The sequence below is a fragment of the Streptomyces sp. NPDC056161 genome, assembly GCF_042268025.1.
Classification (GTDB): domain Bacteria; phylum Actinomycetota; class Actinomycetes; order Streptomycetales; family Streptomycetaceae; genus Streptomyces.
In genome coordinates, this window is sequence record NZ_JBHJUV010000036.1 from 1 (window position 1) to 16,255 (window position 16,255).

The 16,255-nt window shown below is 68.5% G+C and carries 17 protein-coding genes and 2 pseudogenes; 14 read left to right on the top strand and 5 right to left on the bottom strand.

What is annotated here, in order from left to right; translation table 11 throughout:
* Positions 1–989: 989 nt before the first annotated feature.
* Positions 990–2,168, top strand: a pseudogene (locus ACFC09_RS29075) (IS701 family transposase).
* A 56-nt stretch (positions 2,169–2,224) separates the two neighbouring features.
* On the opposite strand, the gene ACFC09_RS29080 reads toward ACFC09_RS29075, so the two are convergent.
* The gene (locus tag ACFC09_RS29080) at positions 2,225–2,740 is read right to left on the bottom strand and encodes a hypothetical protein (RefSeq protein WP_376533294.1); all 516 of its coding nucleotides are present in this window, start codon (positions 2,738–2,740) and stop codon (positions 2,225–2,227) included.
* A 369-nt stretch (positions 2,741–3,109) separates the two neighbouring features.
* Here ACFC09_RS29080 and ACFC09_RS29085 point away from each other — a divergent pair, with 369 nt between their 5' ends.
* On the top strand, positions 3,110–3,433 hold the full coding sequence (locus tag ACFC09_RS29085; protein WP_376533295.1) for a transposase: 324 nt from the start codon (positions 3,110–3,112) through the stop codon (positions 3,431–3,433).
* Positions 3,434–3,675: 242 nt separating this feature from the next.
* Here ACFC09_RS29085 and ACFC09_RS29090 read toward each other — a convergent pair whose 3' ends face one another.
* Positions 3,676–4,260: a TetR/AcrR family transcriptional regulator gene (locus tag ACFC09_RS29090; RefSeq protein ID WP_376533296.1), complete on the bottom strand. Its 585-nt coding sequence runs from the start codon at positions 4,258–4,260 to the stop codon at positions 3,676–3,678.
* 124 nt (positions 4,261–4,384) lie between these two features.
* On the opposite strand from ACFC09_RS29090, the gene ACFC09_RS29095 reads away from it, so the two are divergent.
* The 6 genes and pseudogenes from ACFC09_RS29095 (at position 4,385) to ACFC09_RS29120 (ending at position 8,676) form a co-directional block, all read left to right on the top strand.
* Positions 4,385–5,203, top strand: coding sequence for an SDR family NAD(P)-dependent oxidoreductase (locus tag ACFC09_RS29095; RefSeq protein WP_376533297.1), 819 nt, complete (start codon positions 4,385–4,387; stop codon positions 5,201–5,203).
* Positions 5,204–5,301: 98 nt separating this feature from the next.
* Positions 5,302–6,258, top strand: a complete 957-nt coding sequence (locus ACFC09_RS29100) for an SDR family NAD(P)-dependent oxidoreductase (RefSeq protein WP_376533298.1) — start codon at positions 5,302–5,304, stop codon at positions 6,256–6,258.
* Between the two features lie 54 nt (positions 6,259–6,312).
* Positions 6,313–6,870: a helix-turn-helix domain-containing protein gene (locus ACFC09_RS29105; RefSeq protein ID WP_376533299.1), complete on the top strand. Its 558-nt coding sequence runs from the start codon at positions 6,313–6,315 to the stop codon at positions 6,868–6,870.
* Positions 6,871–7,182: 312 nt separating this feature from the next.
* Positions 7,183–7,320 carry a hypothetical protein gene (locus ACFC09_RS29110; RefSeq protein ID WP_376533392.1) on the top strand — a complete coding sequence of 46 codons (138 nt, stop codon included), beginning with the start codon at positions 7,183–7,185 and terminating at the stop codon, positions 7,318–7,320.
* A 23-nt stretch (positions 7,321–7,343) separates the two neighbouring features.
* Positions 7,344–7,406 (top strand): annotated as a pseudogene (locus tag ACFC09_RS29115) (hypothetical protein); the annotation flags it as partial.
* Positions 7,407–7,908: 502 nt separating this feature from the next.
* Positions 7,909–8,676 (top strand): transposase, encoded by a 768-nt coding sequence (locus ACFC09_RS29120; RefSeq protein WP_376533300.1) that lies wholly within the window; start codon positions 7,909–7,911, stop codon positions 8,674–8,676.
* Positions 8,677–8,682: 6 nt separating this feature from the next.
* Here the strand turns inward: ACFC09_RS29120 and ACFC09_RS29125 are convergent, their stop codons facing one another.
* Positions 8,683–9,570 carry a helix-turn-helix transcriptional regulator gene (locus ACFC09_RS29125; protein WP_376533301.1) on the bottom strand — a complete coding sequence of 296 codons (888 nt, stop codon included), beginning with the start codon at positions 9,568–9,570 and terminating at the stop codon, positions 8,683–8,685.
* 266 nt (positions 9,571–9,836) lie between these two features.
* On the opposite strand from ACFC09_RS29125, the gene ACFC09_RS29130 reads away from it, so the two are divergent.
* The 6 genes from ACFC09_RS29130 (at position 9,837) to ACFC09_RS29155 (ending at position 14,281) form a co-directional block, all read left to right on the top strand.
* A complete protein-coding gene (locus tag ACFC09_RS29130; protein ID WP_376533302.1) occupies positions 9,837–10,208 on the top strand; it encodes a DUF2255 family protein in 372 nt (123 codons plus the stop codon).
* A gap of 67 nt (positions 10,209–10,275) precedes the next feature.
* Positions 10,276–11,310 (top strand): zinc-binding dehydrogenase, encoded by a 1,035-nt coding sequence (locus ACFC09_RS29135; protein ID WP_376533303.1) that lies wholly within the window; start codon positions 10,276–10,278, stop codon positions 11,308–11,310.
* Between the two features lie 61 nt (positions 11,311–11,371).
* Entirely contained in the window at positions 11,372–12,409 is a 1,038-nt protein-coding gene (locus ACFC09_RS29140; protein WP_376533304.1) for an alcohol dehydrogenase catalytic domain-containing protein, read from the top strand.
* Between the two features lie 168 nt (positions 12,410–12,577).
* Positions 12,578–12,745 carry a hypothetical protein gene (locus ACFC09_RS29145; RefSeq protein WP_376533305.1) on the top strand — a complete coding sequence of 56 codons (168 nt, stop codon included), beginning with the start codon at positions 12,578–12,580 and terminating at the stop codon, positions 12,743–12,745.
* A gap of 93 nt (positions 12,746–12,838) precedes the next feature.
* On the top strand, positions 12,839–13,816 hold the full coding sequence (locus ACFC09_RS29150; RefSeq protein ID WP_376533306.1) for an aldo/keto reductase: 978 nt from the start codon (positions 12,839–12,841) through the stop codon (positions 13,814–13,816).
* Positions 13,817–13,861: 45 nt separating this feature from the next.
* On the top strand, positions 13,862–14,281 hold the full coding sequence (locus ACFC09_RS29155; protein ID WP_376533307.1) for a cupin domain-containing protein: 420 nt from the start codon (positions 13,862–13,864) through the stop codon (positions 14,279–14,281).
* A 474-nt stretch (positions 14,282–14,755) separates the two neighbouring features.
* Here ACFC09_RS29155 and ACFC09_RS29160 read toward each other — a convergent pair whose 3' ends face one another.
* The gene (locus tag ACFC09_RS29160; RefSeq protein ID WP_376533308.1) at positions 14,756–15,424 is read right to left on the bottom strand and encodes an NAD-dependent epimerase/dehydratase family protein; all 669 of its coding nucleotides are present in this window, start codon (positions 15,422–15,424) and stop codon (positions 14,756–14,758) included.
* A 70-nt stretch (positions 15,425–15,494) separates the two neighbouring features.
* Positions 15,495–16,169 (bottom strand): TetR family transcriptional regulator, encoded by a 675-nt coding sequence (locus tag ACFC09_RS29165; protein WP_376533309.1) that lies wholly within the window; start codon positions 16,167–16,169, stop codon positions 15,495–15,497.
* Between the last annotated feature and the right edge of the window lie 86 nt (positions 16,170–16,255).

Consider the following 16,255-nt stretch of genomic DNA (forward strand, 5'->3'; position numbering starts at 1 on the left):
CCGACAAACCCAGACACCCGGCGGCCCTCCGCGACCACCGGGCACCCAGCCCTGCCCACACCCACCCTGACCAGGCCATATTTACGCGTCAGACAATGGCCCACGGTTCAAGTCACGTGCCCATGCCTGCCGCACTTCACTTCCCCCTCTCGCAGAATTGGCGATCGGCTTATTCTCACCGGTTTGAATGAGGGCTAAGCTTCTCTGGCGAAATGCCGCTACTAGCAACGCAGATATTCCTTTCAGTAGTGATGTACCTGCTGTGCACCGATAAAGGATCCTCCCCCGCCGCGTGTCGCATAATTCCCTCACAAAGGAACCGCTGGCCTAGGTCTCGTTACCCGAACACGCGCGCATCGCAATACGTTGGTATCGATCCCGTTCACCGGCTACGTATTTCATGATAGGGGGCAGTGCGATGGATCTCGCTAGCGCTGAGTGCACACCTACTTGGCGATGCGTCTACTCTGTGAAGCGCTGGCTTGGCCTCGATTCTTCCGAGGGCTGACGGCCAGGGAGCTGTCGAAAAATAACTCCTCGGTTTGTCAGTGGGAGACTCTGTCGGGGATCTTGATTTTCGAAGGTCACTGTCCTTGGCGCCACCAGCGGGGTCGGGGTAGTCCGCCGGCATCGAGATACTGCTGGAAGGCGGTCGGCGGGCGGGGCTGGTAGGTGGTTTCCTGGGTGCTGAGGCGTTCGATGTTGACGGCGATGGCTGTCAGGACGTGCTGGACGTGGGCTTTGGCCCAGTGCCGGGAACTTTGGGTCCTCCATCTCCGTGCCCGGTCGGTGGCTGTGGTGGTGATGGCGATCTCCGCGTTCGTGATCGGGATGTTCTTTCTGGTCATGTTGCAGGCGAAGGTAGAGATCAGGCGTTTGCCGCGGCGGGGCAGGATCCTGGTCGGGCGGTGCTGCGGCGCTAATACTGCAACCGCATCTGGGGTGACGATCAACGTCGACTGTCGTTGATGTGACTGTGTGCTGATGCGCTGACGGTCGAGCAGATTGAGTCGTGGTCCGAGGGGATAGCCGGGCTGCATGCCCGGTTCGCCCACCGTTTTGACAGGTCCGAGCCGCGGGAGCGTGCACTGGACTACCTGGAGGGGCTGGTCGCGCCTCTGGAGAAGAAGAACGGCTGGACGCTGGCCGAGCAGGTCGGCCAGCTCCGCCCGGACGGTGTCCAGCGCCTGCTCAACCTCTCCGACTGGGACGAGAACGCGGTCCGCGACGACGTCCGTGACTTCGTCGTGGAGACCATCGGAAGCCCGGAAGCCGTCCTGATCTGCGACGACACCGGCTTTTTGAAGAAAGGCACCAAATCCGCCCGGTGTCCAGCGCCAATACTCGGGTACTGCGGGCCGCACGGAAAACTGCCAGACCGGCACCTTCCTCGCCTACGCCTCGGCCCGGGGACGTGCCCTGATCGACCGCGAGCTCTACCTCCCGGCCTCCTGAACGGATGACCGGGACCGCTGCCGGGGCGCCGGCATCGACGACGAGATCTGTTTCGCAACCAAGAACGAGCACTTCAGGCAGATGCTGCAACGCGCCGTCGACGCCGGTGTGCCGTTCGCATGGGTGACCGCTGACGAGGCATACGGACAGGTCAAACACACACGTTTCTGGCTGGAGCAGCGCAAGGTCGCCCACGTGATGGCCACGAAGGTCAACGACACGGTGGTCACGACCGGCTGGAGGGAGGCCCGGGTCGACGAGCTGATCGCCGCGCTGCCCCGACAACGCTGGAAGCGGCTGTCGGGCGGGCCGGGTGCGCACGGCGAACGCGTCTACGACTGGGCGCGCGTCGCGATCCGCCCTTGCTGGGAAGACGGCTCGGGCACTGGGTGCTGGCCCGCCGCAGCGTCAGCGACCCCACCGAGATCGCCTACTACGTCTGCTACGGACCGGCCTCCTCGCGGCTGAAAGACCTGGTCAAAGTTGCCGCAGCGAGGTGGGCGGCGGAGGAGTGCTTCCAGACCGCCAAGGGAGAGTGCGGCCTGGACCACTACCAGGTCCGGGTCTACCGGGCCTGGTACCGGCACATCACCCTGTCGATGGCCGCGCTCGCCTACCTGACCGCAGTCCGCGCCCAACAAGCCGCAAAAGGGGCGGCGCAGAGGACGAACAAGACCTCATACCCCTCAGCGTCCCGGAGATCCGCCGGTTGATCGGGCACATCGTCATCACGCCCCGCCACCACACCAACGAACACCATCTGCACTGGTCACACTTCCGCAGACGCAGCCAGGCCCGAGCCCGCCACTCCCACTACAAACGCCGAGGCCACAACCCCCAGATACGGTTGCAGTACTAACTCGCGCGGGTGCAGGATGGCGCCGTGGATGGCAGGGGTGGGCTGGCATCCGTGACGTGTTGAGATCCCGGTCGCGGTGATCACGGCGTGGCGGGCGATCCGGATGGTGACGGCGAGTGAGATCCGGGACGGATCGATCCCTGTGTGGGTTGCGGCGTCGACGGCGATCTGCCGTGCGACCTGGTAGATGACGAGCAGGCCGAGCAGTTCCTGGCGGGCGTCGTCGGTGTGGTGCGAGCGCAGTACGCGGTCCGGCCCGCGCAGCGTAACCTTCAGCCCGGAGTACGCGGTCTCGGCCTGCCACCTTCGGTGGTAGAGCTCGGCGAGTTCTGCAGTCGGGTAGCGACGGTGGTCCAGCAACAGACGCAGGGCCGTGGTTGTCGTCGTGCCGTCGGCGGCACGGACCACCACGTCAGCCTTGATCACGCGGATACTGGCTGCGGCTCGTCAGGGTGAACTCGCTCGAAGTCCCTGATGGGCCGGCAGTGCTGGTTGTATCTGGTGGTGTGTGAGGTATGGGGATGGGGGCGGGCGGCCTGCGACGGCTTCATCTGCTTCGAGGACGGAGCCGGGTTCACCCGCAGGCCGCCGAAGGGCTGCACCTGGGGCAGGCGGGGAATCACCCCGGTCGTGAGAGTGTCCGGCCGCCGTTCCGGGAGGGTCTCCGTCGCCGGGCTGATCGCGACGCGTCCGGGCTAGAGGACCCGGCTGTGCCACCGGCTGCGGCTGCACACCGGACGCAAGGGCGAGCGCCGCAGCCTGTCCGACGACGACTGCATCCGCCTGATCGACGAGATGCACCAGCTGGTCAAGGCACCGATCGTGCTCGTACGGGACCGGCTGAACACCCACGCCTCCCACACCATGCGCGAGCTGATCGAGGCACGGAAGTGGCTGACGGCGTTCATCCTGCCCTCCCATGCACCCGAACTGAACGCGGTCGAGTACCCATGGGCCCACGTCAAACGCAGTCTCGCCAACCTCGGGAGCGTGGCTATCGACCGGCTCGAATCCCTCATCCGCAACCGGCTCAAACGCCTCCAGGACCGCCCGGATCTCCTCGACGGCTTCGTTGCCGGGACCGGACTCGCCCTCAACCTCCCACCACCATCACCCTGAAGCACCGAAATCAGTACCCGCCCTACGACCCGCGGCTGATGGTGCGGCTGCTGAGCTCCACGCGAGACGGGTCACAGCCCCCACCCCGAAATGATCGCTGGAGAGCGGCATGGCGGGAAACTGGCCCGTCCCGTTCGGGAAGCGGCCGTCGGGAAAGGACCCGGACCACGGGCACCTCGTCGGCCGACTGACAGCATGATCGGTCGGCCGTCGGCCGGGCAGCGGCAGCACAGTGGATGCAGTCAGCCGGGGGGACAGGCGGGTCCCGCCTCGCGGAGGCAGCGTTCGAGGCGCCGCTGGAAGTCGTCGAAGGACTCGTCCGCGGGCCAGGTCTGATAGGCGGTGAAGGTGGCGGCCACCGCGAGGTTCAGCCGCAAGGTCACGGTCAGCTCGTCAAACTCGCTGTTGCGGCCTGCCACCCAGTCGCGCAGATCAGTGAAGAACTGCTCGCCGAAGCTCTGGCCCGACTGGGCGAGGGTCGGCGACTGCGCCTTGAGTGCACGCTGGAGCGGCATACGCTCGCGCAGGCTCTCGCAGAACCCCGTCAGGATCGCGGTGAGCGAGTCCCAGAGCGGCTCGTCGGCGGGTCGCCCCTTCATCAGTGCCTGCCAACCGCTTCGCTCCTCGGGGTCCTGATCGAAGACGACGGCCTCCTTGCTGGCGAAGTAGTTGAAGAAGGTGGCGCGCGAGATGTTCGCCGCTGCTGCTATCTGCTCGACGGTCGTGGCCTCGTAGCCCTCCTCGTCGAAGAGCCGCAGGGCGGCCGACCGGATGGCGCGCCAGGTCGCCAGCTTCTTGCGCTCCCGCAGATTCATGGTTCCTGCCATGCGCGTCATTATACGTTTCCAATTATGGACGAGTTCATATTTGGACGCATCTAAAGTTTTGTTACGGTGGAACCAGCCCCCGGAGGTCAGTTCCGGAAGGCCGACCCCAAAGGAGTCTTGAGTCATGAGCAAGGTCTGGTTCATCACCGGTACGTCTCGCGGCCTCGGTCGCGCGTTCGCCAAGTCGGCGCTGGAGCGTGGCGACAAGGTCGCCGCAACCGCCAGGGACGTGGCCGCACCGGGTGATCTGGTCACCAAGTACGGCACCGACGCGGTCCTGCCGCTGGCGCTGGACGTCACCGACAAGTCGGCCGTCGCCGCCGCAGTATCCGCCGCGCACGAGAAGTTCGGCCGCCTCGACGTCGTCGTCAACAACGCCGGCTTCGGACTGTTCGGCATGGTCGAGGAGATCACTGAGCAGCAGCTGCGCGGCCAGATGGAGACGAACCTCTTTGGCGCGTTCTGGGTCAGTCAGGCGGTGCTGCCGATCCTGCGCAGGCAGGGCAGCGGCCACATCGTGCAGATATCGTCCGTCGGCGGCGTCGCCGCGTTCCCGTCACTGGGCGCCTACCACGCCTCCAAGTGGGCGCTCGAGGGTTTCAGCGAGTCTCTCGCCCAGGAAGTCGTCGGAGCCGGGATCAAGGTCACCATCGTCGAGCCGGGCGGCTTCAGCACCGACTGGGGCGGCTCCTCCGCCGCTCAGGCCGACCCGAACCCAGCCTACGACCAGGTCCGCAAGGCCCTCGCGGCCCGTTTCGGCGATGCCCGCTACGCCGCCCCCGCCGACGCCGGCGCCGCTCTGCTGCACATCGTCGATGCCGAGAACCCGCCGCTGCGGGTGCTGTTCGGTACGGAACCCATCGAGGTCATCGAACCCCTCTACGACCAGCGCCTTCAGACCTGGGCCGACTGGCAGCACGTCTCCCGGATCGCGCAGGGCTGACCGGCCCCGCCGTGCAGCGCCTGCCCCGCGCCCGGCCACGTAGAACGAGTGGCCGACCCTGGGTTTTCTCAAATCACTCAAGTCAGGAGCCTCACCTCATGTCCGTACCTCAGACGCCCCACATGTTCGGGGCAAGCGCAACCGCCGCCGAGGTTATCGACGGCGTCGACCTGCACGGCCGCCGGGCCGTGGTGACCGGAGCCAGTTCCGGAATCGGGGTGGAGACGGCCCGGGCGCTCGCCGCGGCGGGCGCCGATGTCACCCTGGCCGTGCGGGACACCGAGGCGGGTGCCCGCACGGTGGCGCGCCTGGAGGCGGAACTTCCGCCCGAATCGGGACAGTTGGCCGTGGGGCGGCTCGACCTGGCCGACCGGTCGACAGTCGCGGCGTTCGTGGCCGCCTGGCACGGCCCGTTGCACATCCTGGTCAACAATGCCGGAGTGATGGCCCCGCCGGAACTCATCCGCACGCCTGACGGCCGGGAAACGCAGTTCGGCGTCAACCACCTGGGCCACTTCGCCCTCACCGTCGGCCTCCACCCGGCACTCGCAGCGGCGGACGGGGCACGAACCGTCTCGGTGAGTTCGATCGGTCACCTCTTCTCACCGGTCGTCTTCGACGACCTGGACTACCGCTTCCGCCCCTACGACCCCTGGACCTCCTACGGGCAGTCGAAGACCGCCAACGTCCTGTTCGCCGTCGGTGCCGCCGAGCGATGGGCCGACGACGGCATCACCGCCAACGCGCTGATGCCGGGCAACATCGCTGACACGTCCCTGACCCGGCACATGGACATGCAGCAGGTGGCCGACTTCATCGCCGCGGGCGAGCTCACACTGCCACCGCAGAAGACCGTAGAGCAGGGCGCCGCGACCTCGGTGCTATTGGCCGCCTCACCGACGGTGGAGGGCATCACCGGCCGTTATTTTGAGGACTGTGCGCAGTCCGATCCGGTCGCCGAGCGAGCCGGTGCCGTCACAGGCGTCGCGCCGTACGCCCTCGACCAGGACAACGCGGCACGCCTGTGGACCGTATCCGAGGCATTCATCCGCTAATGTCCTGCGCCAGTAGTTGATCGTTAGTAGTTTTGCGTGACTTCTGCTGCTGGTGTGTCAGTTCCTCGTCGGGGCCCGAAGCTGGAACCGTTGCTGCTGCCTGATGACGAGCGGGCGGTACTGGAGCGATGGACGCGTCGGGCGACATCGGCCCAGGCACTGGCTCTGCGGGCGCGGATTGTACTGGCGTGTGCGGGGCCGGAGGTGCCGCCGATTATCGCGGTCGCCCGGGATCTGCGGGTGAGCACGGACACCGTCCGCAAGTGGCGTCGGCACTTCCTCGCCGGGCGGCTGGACCAGCTGGCCGACGAGCCCCGGCCGGGCCGGCCGCCCACCATCAGCGTCGATCAGGTGGAAGCGGTAGTGGCCGCCACGCTGGAGCAGCTGCCGAAGAACGCCACCCACTGGTCGCGGACGTCTATGGCCAAGCACAGTGGTCTGTCGAAGTCGACCGTGGGCCGGATCTGGCGGCGCTTCCAGCTCAAGCCGCACCTGGCAGACACCTTCAAGCTGTCGACCAACCCGCTGTTCGTGGAGAAGGTCTACGACGTCGTGTGGAGTTGCCCCGGTCTGACGGACATAGACGGGCTTGTGAGCTATGCAGTGGCGTAGAGGACCTCATCTGATGCTTGTGCGACGTGTCGGCGCTCGAAGTCGGCCGGGCTGAGCTGGCCGTTCGCCGAGTGTCGGCGTCTTGGGTTGTAGAAGCCTTCGATGACCCTGTTGCCCAATTGGGTGAATGCCTCTGATCTCAGCCTTGGTGGGTGGCTGAGGGGTGGAACTGAGGTCGGGGGCTTGGGCCGCGAGCCCGCCTTGATCTCGGGACGGAGGGGTTGGGTGTCGATGCGGGCGGACTCGGGTAGGGAGGTGCCTGAGGGAACGCGGGTAGTGGCCTGGGCAGCGTCTCCCAAGGGGTGTCTGGCGATGCGCGTGCGGGACGCGCTCGGCCCGCTGTTCGACGACGAGGTCTTCAGGGCCGCGTTCGGCGTGCGTGGCCGCCCCGGTGTCGCTCCGGGCCGACTGGCGTTGGTCAGCGTGCTGCACAGTTCGCGGAGAACCTGACCGACCGCCACGCAGCCCACGCGGTGCCCGCGAGAATCGACTGGAAGTACCTGCTTGGCCTCGATCTGGCAGACCCAGGCTTCGATTTCACCGTGCTGACGGGGTTCCGCGACCGTCCCCTGACTCACGGTCTGGAGGAGCTGATCCTGGATCTGCTGCTGGAACGGCTCACGGAGCTGGGGCCGGTGGCAGGCCGGGGCCGGCTGCGCACCGACTCCACGCACGTGCTTGCCGCGGTGAGGGACCTCAATCGTCTGGAATTCACCGGCGAGACGCTGCGGGCCGCGCTGGAGGCGGTCGCCGTCGCCGCACCCCAATGGCTCGCGTCCTGGATGCCCCCGACCTGGCAGATACAGTACGGGGCCCGAATGGACTCCTATCGGCTGCCAAGTGATGAGAACGAGCGGACCCAGCTCACTTGGCGCATTGCAGCCGACGGCTACCTGTTCCTTGAGGCGGCCCTCGCGTCAGCCGCTCCCGACCGGCTGCGGGAGATGCCCGCGGTCGGCATCCTGCGGACAGTGTGGATGCAGCAGTTTCAGCGAACGGTTATGGGCGGGGTGCAGGAGGTGGCCTGGCGGGGGAAGAATGATCTCCCTGCCCAGCAGAGCGAGGATCACCTCGCCTTACGACCCCGACTCCCGCAACGCCCTCAAGCGCGGCTCAGCCCGGGACGGCTACAAGGTCCACTTCACCGAGACCTGCGACGCTCAGGAGAGCGGCCGACCCCACCTGATCACCCACGTGGCCACCACGGACGCCACGGTCGGCGACCCCATGGCCGCCGACGAGATCCACGGCCGGCTCCACACCAAGCACCTGCTGCCCGACGAACACCTGATGGACGCCGGATACATCTCCGCAGAGCCCCTGCTCACCGCGCCCAGCCAGCGCGGTGTCCGCGTCATCGGCCCGGTCAGGCCACACACCCGCCACACCGTCCAGACCGCCGACTACGGCAAGACATCCTTCACCATCGACTGGGACGCCCGACAGGCGACCTGTCCCAGCGGCGCTCACAGCCGTTACTGGACCGAAGAACTCGACAAAAACCAGCGGCCCGCGATCCGCATCCGCTTCGCCACCGAGACCTGTGCGCCCTGCCCGGCCCGCCCGCAGTGCACCAGCTCCACCCGCTACGGCCGACAGCTCACCGTGCGCCCGCAAGATCAAGACGCCGCCTCTACGCCACTGCATAGCTCACAAGCCCGTCCATGTCCGTCAGACCGGGGCAACTCCAGATGCGCCTGTTCGGCATCACCGAGCGGACCGCCCTGCGATACGTCACCGCGGCCCGCCCCGAACGCACCGCCAAGCTCCCCGGTGAACGCCCCTGTCCGGGGACGGAACTTCTGAAGGCGCTCACCGCTTCTGCCGGGACGGCGCCGGCTCGGTGTGGGTTGCGGTCATGTCCAGCAGGAGCATCGCGTCGTGGTCGGGGGTGCCCGGCTGGGCGATGTAGACGCCCATGCGCTGGCCGGGGGTGCCTTCGAGGGCCATGCCCTGGAAGTTCAGGGTGATCGTGCCGACCCGGGGATGCTGGAAGGTCTTGGTGAGGTTCTTGCGGCCGGTGACCTCGTAGCGCTCCCACAGTCCGGCGAACGCCGGGCTCTTCAGGAGCAGCTCACCGACGAGCTGGGTGAGGTCGGGAGCATCGGGGTCGGTGCCCGCCAGGGCCCGCAGGCGGGCGACGCAACCGCGGATCTGGTTGTCCCAGTCGGGGAAGACCTCACGGGCCGCGGGGTGGAGGAAAAGGTAGCGGGCAAGGTTGCGTTGGGTGCCGGGCCAGTCGTCGATGCCGGCGTACAGGGCCAGGCCACCAGGGTTGGTGGCCAGCACGTCCAGACTGCGGCTGACGATGTAGGCCGGGTTCGGCCGCACGGTCTCCAGCAGCAGCTTCAGGTGGGGGCGCACCGTGCGGCTGGGGGCCGGGGCAGCCTGGGGTGCGTAGCGGGCGGCGCGGACGGCCAGGTCGCACAGATGCTGGTGTTCGGCGTCGTCGAGCCGGAGAGCACGGGCCAGGGCGTCGACGACGGCCGGGCTGGGGCGGGTTTCCTTGCCGCGCTCCAACCGGGTGTAGTAGTCGATGCTGACCCCAGCGAGCGTGGCCAGCTCCTCGCGGCGCAGGCCGGGGGTGCGGCGCACGCCCGGCCCGGGGGTCAGGCCGGCGCTCTCGGGGCTGGTCTGGGTGCGACGGGCACGCAGGAATCGCCCCAGCTCGTCTCCGCTGCGGTGCTGCTCGGCTGCCATGAGCCCAGTCTCGCGCCACCGGACCCGCGACACGCCCTCAGTGGGGGGCCCTGTCACACCCCCGCTGGCTGTTCCCTGGCAGATCTCGGCCTGCCTGACCCACGCGCGGCGCGGCAGCCTGAATGGTGTCGCCCGCTGTCCTCGGCGGGCAAGGGCCTCCCCCGGCGGGATCCCGTGGCGAGCACGGGATGGCCGGCCGGCGGTGATCTTGACACGGGCAGTCGATGCTTCGGGCCCGCGACCCCCGCATTCGAAAGGAGCCGTCGATGACGCAGTGGGACAGCGCTGAGCTGGACAAGCTCGGCACCGCGGTGGAGCTGGATCTTGAGTCCAGGCGCAGTGACGGCACACTGCGCAATCCGGTGACCGTGTGGGTCGTGCGTGCCGGTGACCGCCTGTACGTCCGGTCGGTCAAGGGCAGGGAAGGTCCGTGGTACCGGGGAACGCAGTCCCGCCGGGAGGGCCGCATCGCCGCCGACGGTGTACGCCAGGAGGTCACCTTCCATGAGGCCGATCCGGGCGAGTACGCGGACGTGGATGCCGCCTACCGCACCAAGTACGGCCGCTACACCAGCATCGTCCAACACGTCCTGAGCGATCAGGCCCGCGCCTCCACCCTGCGCCTCGAACCACACTGACCGGCCCGCGCCCACCGGCCTCCCCGAACGGCCGGCAAGCCAATCCCACCCCCAAGGAGCTGCGCTGATGCGCGCCACCCTGCTGTACGGAGCTGACGACGTCCGAGTCGAGAACGTCGCCGACCCGAAGATCGAAAACCCCACCGACGCGGTCGTCCGGATCGTTCTGTCGTGCATCTGCGGCAGCGACCTGTGGCCCTACAAGTCCGCACCTCCCACCGACAACCCCCGCCATATGGGCCACGAGTTCCTCGGCGTCGTCGAGGAGACCGGCTCCGCCGTCACCACCGTGCGGCAAGGCGACGTGGTCGTGGCCCCGTTCGTCTACAGCGACAACACCTGCGTCTACTGCCGTGAAGGTCTGCAGACGTCCTGTGTGCACGGCGGGCAGTGGGGCGTGAACGGCGTCGACGGCGGCCAGGGCCAGATTGCGCGCGTCCCGTACGCGGACGGCACACTGGTGACGCTGCCCGTCGGGGAGGACTCCGAGCTGCTGCCGGACCTGCTCACCTTGTCGGACATCCTGTGCACCGGTTACCACGCGGCCCGCACCGCGGGCGTCACCCGCGGCGACACGGTCACCGTCGTCGGCGACGGCGCCGTGGGCCTGGCCGCGGTCATCTGCGCGAAGCTGCTGGGCGCCGAGCAGATCATCCTCATGGGCCGCCACGAGGCGCGCACCGATCTGGGCCGCGATTTCGGTGCCACCGGTGTGGTCGCCGAGCGCGGTGAGCAGGGCATCGCGGCCGTGAAGGAACTGACCGGTGGCAGCGGCACCGGCAAGGTCCTGGAATGCGTCGGGCTGAAGGACGCGATCGTGCAGAGCTTCGGCGTGGTCCGTGACGGCGGCACGATCAGCCGCGTCGGCGCCCCGCAGTTCACCGACGTACCGTTCGGCTTCGGCGATTTCATGCGCAACATCACCCTCACCGGCGGCGTCGCCCCGGCCCGCGCCTACATCGAAGAACTCATGCCGCACATCCTCGACGGCTCGATCCGTCCCGGCCGGGTCTTCGACCGCGCCGTCGGCCTCGAAGAGATCGGCGAGGGGTACCGGGCCATGAACGACCGCGAAGCGCTCAAGGTCCTCGTCCGCCCCTGACCCCACCCTGGCGGCCCGGACCACAGCCGGCGACCCGCCTCGCTCGAAAGGCACCGCTGTCATGCGCGCCACCTTCATGTACGGCCCCGGCAACGTCCGGGTCGAAAACGTGCCCGACCCCGAGATCATTGAGGCCACGGACGCGATCGTCCGGATCACGCTGGCCTGCGTCTGCGGTTCCGACCTGCACCCCTACCGTTCCATGGACAAGACCCACGAGGGCGTGCCCATGGGGCACGAGTTCCTCGGCGTCGTGGAGGAGACCGGCTCGCAGGTCAACGGCTTCCAGCGCGGTGACTTCGTGGTCTCTCCGTTCGCCTACGCGGACAACAGCTGTCCGATCTGCCGGGACGGCTTCCAGACGGCCTGTCCGCACGGCGGCTGGTACGGCGCCGGCGGCGTCGGGGGCGCGCAGGCCGAGGCCGTCCGCGTTCCGCAGGCCGCCGGCACCCTGGTAAAGGTCCCCGCGGACGTGGACGAGGCTCTGCTGCCTTCGCTGCTGGCGCTGAGCGACGTCTACCTCACCGGCCACCACGCCGCCCGCATGGGCCGGGTCGAACCCGGCAAGACCGTCACGGTGATCGGCGACGGCGCGGTGGGCCTGTCCGCGGTGCTGTCCTCCCGCCGCATGGGTGCCGAGAGGATCATTCTCATGGGCCGGCACACCTCCCGCACCGACCTGGGCCGCGAGTGGGGCGCCACCGATGTCGTCGCCGAACGAGGCGAGGAGGGCATCGCCGAGGTGATGGACCTGACCGGCGGTGAGGGCTCCCACGTCGTGCTGGAGGCCGTCGGCCTGATGCCCGCCTACGAACAGGCATACGGCATCGTGCGGCCCGGCGGGATCATCTCCCGCGTCGGCGTCCCGCAGTACGAGGACGCCCCTGTCGGCTTCGGATCACTGTTCGGGAAGAACGCCCAATTGGCCGGCGGGCCCGCCCCGGTGCGCGCCTACCTCGAACCCGCCATCACCGATGTGCTGGAAGGCCGCATCGACCCGGGCAGGGTGTTCGACGCCGAGGTCGGCCTGGACCAGGTCGCCGACGCCTACAAGGCCATGGACGACCGCAGCCGCCTGAAAGTCGTGGTGCGCCCGTGACCGTCCGTCGGCCCAGCCCTGCCGCCGCTGCCGCGCACGAGCGGCTCTCTCCCGGCCACGAGTCCACACTCCCGGTCACCGATCCGGAGCTGATCGAGGTCTTCGGACGGCTTCGCGCTCGACGAGGTCCTGCGCCGCACCGGCGACATCGACGAGCGCACCCGGCTGATGACGCAGCTCGCGGCGATGATCGCCGTCGGCGCGGTCGCCGAGTGCCGGGTGGTGCTCGGCTCCCCAGCGCTCGGCTCCACCCTCGGCGTGCTGCGCCAGTGGATCGACGACTTCGAGGCCCAGCGCGACCTGGCGGCCTCCACGGACTTCCCCGCCGGGGAATAGCCGCCCCGCCCCTGTCAAGCACTCGCCCGTGCCCACGTCAAGCGCTCGACCGAGCCGATCGCCCGAACTCAACCCGTCAGGAGAAGCACGACCATGAAGCACATCAAGCTGGGTGACCTGGAAGTCTCCCGGATCGGTCTCGGGGCGATGGGCATGTCCCACGGCCTGACCGGCGCCGGAAACGACGACGCGGAGTCGATCCGCACCGTGCACCGGGCGATCGACCTCGGCGTCACTCTCATCGACACCGCCGAGATCTACGGCCCTTACACCAACGAGAACCTCCTCGGACAGGCCCTCAAGGGCCGCAGGGACCAGGTCGTCCTCGCGACGAAGTTCGGCCTGATCGACCACGCCGGGGCCGGTGCGTGGAACTTGAACTCCGCCCCCGCCAACATCCGTACCTCGGTGGAAGGATCGTTGAAGCGGCTGGGCACCGACCACATCGATCTGTACTACCAGCACCGCGTCGACCCGGACACCCCGATCGAGGAGACCGCCGGCGCCGTCGCCGAGCTGGTCCAGGAGGGCAAGGTCCGTCACTTCGGGCTGTCCGAGGCCGGCCCGGCCACCATCCGCCGGGCCCACGCCGTTCACCCCGTCACCGCCGTGCAGTCCGAGTACTCGCTGTGGACCCGCGGCATCGAGGACCGCGTCCTGCCCGTCCTGCGGGAACTGGGCATCGGCCTGGTTCCGTTCTCCCCGCTCGGGCACGGCTTCCTCACCGGCACCGTCCGCAACGAGAAGGATTTCGAAGAGGGCGACTTCCGGCGCGGCAACCCGCGGTTCACCGGCGAGAACTTCCAGCGCAACCTGGCGCTCGCCGACGAGGTCCAGGCCATCGCCGCCCAGGTCGGTGCCACACCGGCGCAGGTCGCCATCGCCTGGCTCCTCGCCCAGGGCGACGACCTCGCCCCTATCCCCGGCACCAAGCGCGTGGCCCGAGTCGAGGAGAACACCACTGCCGACGGCCTCCAGCTCACCCCCGAGGTCCTGACCAAGCTCTCCAGCCTCCCGCCGGCCGCCGGCGACACTCACACCGAAGCCGGCCTGGCCATGCTGGAACGCTGACTCTCTTTCCGCCACCTCCGCCTGCACGAGAGCAAGGAGCATCCCGTGGAGTTCGTCAAGCCTCAGCCCACCGGCAAAGGCCCCGAGAACTGGTTCGACGGAGACGTCTGGTTCGACGTCATCCACGCAGGCCAGGAGCCCTCCCGCCTGCGCGCCAACATGGTCCGCTTCGCCCCCGGCGCCCGAACCGCCTGGCACCACCACGCCGTCGGCCAGACCCTCCACGTCGTGGCCGGCATCGCACTGATCGGCACCCGCGACGGCACCGTGTACGAGGCCCGCCCCGGCGAGACAGTGACCTGCCGGCCCGGCGAGGAACACTGGCACGGCGCCACGCAGGACCGCTTCATGCAGCACCTCGCTCTGTGGGACGGCACCGCCCCCGACGACGACCGGCCCGAGACCACCTGGCTGGAACACATCACCGACGAGCAGTACAACGCTCCACGCACCCGCGCCGACTGACGCCGACGCACGAAGGGAGACGTCTCGCTCACGCCCGAGACGATGACTGCCCTGTGCGGCTGCACCGGCCCGGACTGGGCCGCCGACCAGACTCCCCTGGCCCAGCCGGGCCCGGCGGTGCCCGGCGCGGCCTGGGCCGGGCACCGCCGGGCACCGCCGGCGAGATCGCGGCGCGCGCCCATGCGGTCGCCCTGGCCAACGCCGACACCGCCATGCTCGTCGCCGCCGACCCCACCTCTTGCGGCACCGGCAGGGAGTAACAGGGCCGGCTACGAGTTCGCCGGCTATGTCACTGCCGTCGGCGAAGGCATGGATACACCCGCTGTCGGGGAGCAGGCGATGGGCATGCCCCGGGCAGCTTCACCCAGTACGTCCTGGCCGACCACCGTCACATCCGACCCGTCCGGACAAGCTCGGCTACGACGTGACGTGGCGTGTGCGCCTCCCACCGGACTCCTCACCGCGCACGGCCTCTCAGCACGCCGCCAGACGATTGATGTCCGAGTTGCGCAGAACGACGGGACGTTCCTCCTCGCCCCGCCCGATGGCGATCATGGCACGCCCGACTGCTTCCGTCGTGGTGACGTGGCCAGGGACGATCCGTCGCAGCAGCGGGTAGAGGACGGAGCCGAAACGGTACAGGACGCGGTACGCCCGGGTGCGGGAGACGGCACCGTCCAGGGGCTGCACGTAGCCGGGGCGGAACATGTACGCCTTCATCGGCATGGCCAGCAGATCATTCTCGGTACGGCCCTTGACCCGGGCCCACATCTGACGGCTCTTCCCCGTGCTGTCGGTGCCCTCGCCGGAGACGTACACGAAGGTGAGGGAAGGACTGGCGGCGGACAGGGCGCGCGCGGCGGCGAGCGCGTACTCATGGGTGACCCGCGTGTACTCCTCCTCCTTGCGGCCGAACGACGAGACGCCCAGGCAGTAGAAGCAGGCGTCCAGCCCCTGCAGCTGGTCCTGGACGGCCGTGTAGTCGGTGAAGTCGGTGTGCACGATCTGCCGCAGCTTGGGGTGGGCGTCGGGCAGCGGCCTGCGGACGACAGCGAGAACCTCGGTGACCGCGTCGTCGAGGAGACAGGCACGCAGGACGCCCTGTCCGATCATGCCGGACGCTCCGAAGACGATGACACGCACGATTGCTCCTAGAAAGGTCGCGTGAGGTGAGAGGGACTGAAAGAGGCGCGGGGCCGGATACGGGCGGGACTCACAGGGAGGTCCGGGCGAGGACGCCGGCTGCGAGGGTGGCCACCACCTCCTGGAGCGTGGGGCCGAAGTGCAGGCTCAGGGCGGCGAGTGAGGGGTCTGCCTCGTAGGCGGTGAGCATCGCCTGCGACGGACGGGAATGGGTCCACACCGCACCGATGACCATGACCGTGGCCGCGGCCAACTGAGCTGCCCGGTCGCCCAGTTCAGGGAGGTGGACCAGTGCCAGGGCCGCGAGTGACTCGACGTTGGTGACGGCTGCCTTCTTGTAACGGGCGGCGACCTCAGGGGACACATTGTGCTCCAGCACGCCGGCCTGCGCACTGAGCAGATCGCACAGCGTCCGGCGCTCGGCAAGGGAGGCCGTGACCGCGACGGCGAACTGCTCGCGACGCTCGTCCAGCGGTGCGTCCGGTGCTATCCCGTCAGTCAGCAGCGCCGGCAACTCGGCCGTCCACTCCTTCCAGGCACGGTCCAGCAGCTCCAGCAGGATCGCCTCTCGGGACTCGAAGTAGCGCAGCACGTTCGACTTCGCGAGTCCCACGCGACGGCTCAGCTCGTTCAGGCTGACCGCGCTCACCGGCATCTCGTCGAGCATCGCGGCGGTGACATCGAGGATGACCTGCCGACGGACCGCCCGCTGCTCCTCACTGCGCGCACGCTGGAATGAGTTCATGCCGGCCATATTACAGACCTTCGGTCTTTTGACATCAGACCGGCGGTGTCTTACGTTGAAGCCGCCCCAACGGACCGGCGGTCTGA

Bases quoted from the DNA above. Each gene is read 5' to 3' on its own strand.
- ACFC09_RS29085 (WP_376533295.1), top strand. From the start codon at position 3,110: ATGCACCAGCTGGTCAAGGCACCGATCGTGCTCGTACGGGACCGGCTG.
- ACFC09_RS29090 (WP_376533296.1), bottom strand. From the start codon at position 4,260: ATGGCAGGAACCATGAATCTGCGGGAGCGCAAGAAGCTGGCGACCTGG.
- ACFC09_RS29095 (WP_376533297.1), top strand. From the start codon at position 4,385: ATGAGCAAGGTCTGGTTCATCACCGGTACGTCTCGCGGCCTCGGTCGC.
- ACFC09_RS29100 (WP_376533298.1), top strand. From the start codon at position 5,302: ATGTCCGTACCTCAGACGCCCCACATGTTCGGGGCAAGCGCAACCGCC.
- ACFC09_RS29110 (WP_376533392.1), top strand. From the start codon at position 7,183: ATGCGCGTGCGGGACGCGCTCGGCCCGCTGTTCGACGACGAGGTCTTC.
- ACFC09_RS29120 (WP_376533300.1), top strand. From the start codon at position 7,909: ATGATCTCCCTGCCCAGCAGAGCGAGGATCACCTCGCCTTACGACCCC.
- ACFC09_RS29125 (WP_376533301.1), bottom strand. From the start codon at position 9,570: ATGGCAGCCGAGCAGCACCGCAGCGGAGACGAGCTGGGGCGATTCCTG.
- ACFC09_RS29130 (WP_376533302.1), top strand. From the start codon at position 9,837: ATGACGCAGTGGGACAGCGCTGAGCTGGACAAGCTCGGCACCGCGGTG.
- ACFC09_RS29135 (WP_376533303.1), top strand. From the start codon at position 10,276: ATGCGCGCCACCCTGCTGTACGGAGCTGACGACGTCCGAGTCGAGAAC.
- ACFC09_RS29140 (WP_376533304.1), top strand. From the start codon at position 11,372: ATGCGCGCCACCTTCATGTACGGCCCCGGCAACGTCCGGGTCGAAAAC.
- ACFC09_RS29145 (WP_376533305.1), top strand. From the start codon at position 12,578: ATGACGCAGCTCGCGGCGATGATCGCCGTCGGCGCGGTCGCCGAGTGC.
- ACFC09_RS29150 (WP_376533306.1), top strand. From the start codon at position 12,839: ATGAAGCACATCAAGCTGGGTGACCTGGAAGTCTCCCGGATCGGTCTC.
- ACFC09_RS29165 (WP_376533309.1), bottom strand. From the start codon at position 16,169: ATGAACTCATTCCAGCGTGCGCGCAGTGAGGAGCAGCGGGCGGTCCGT.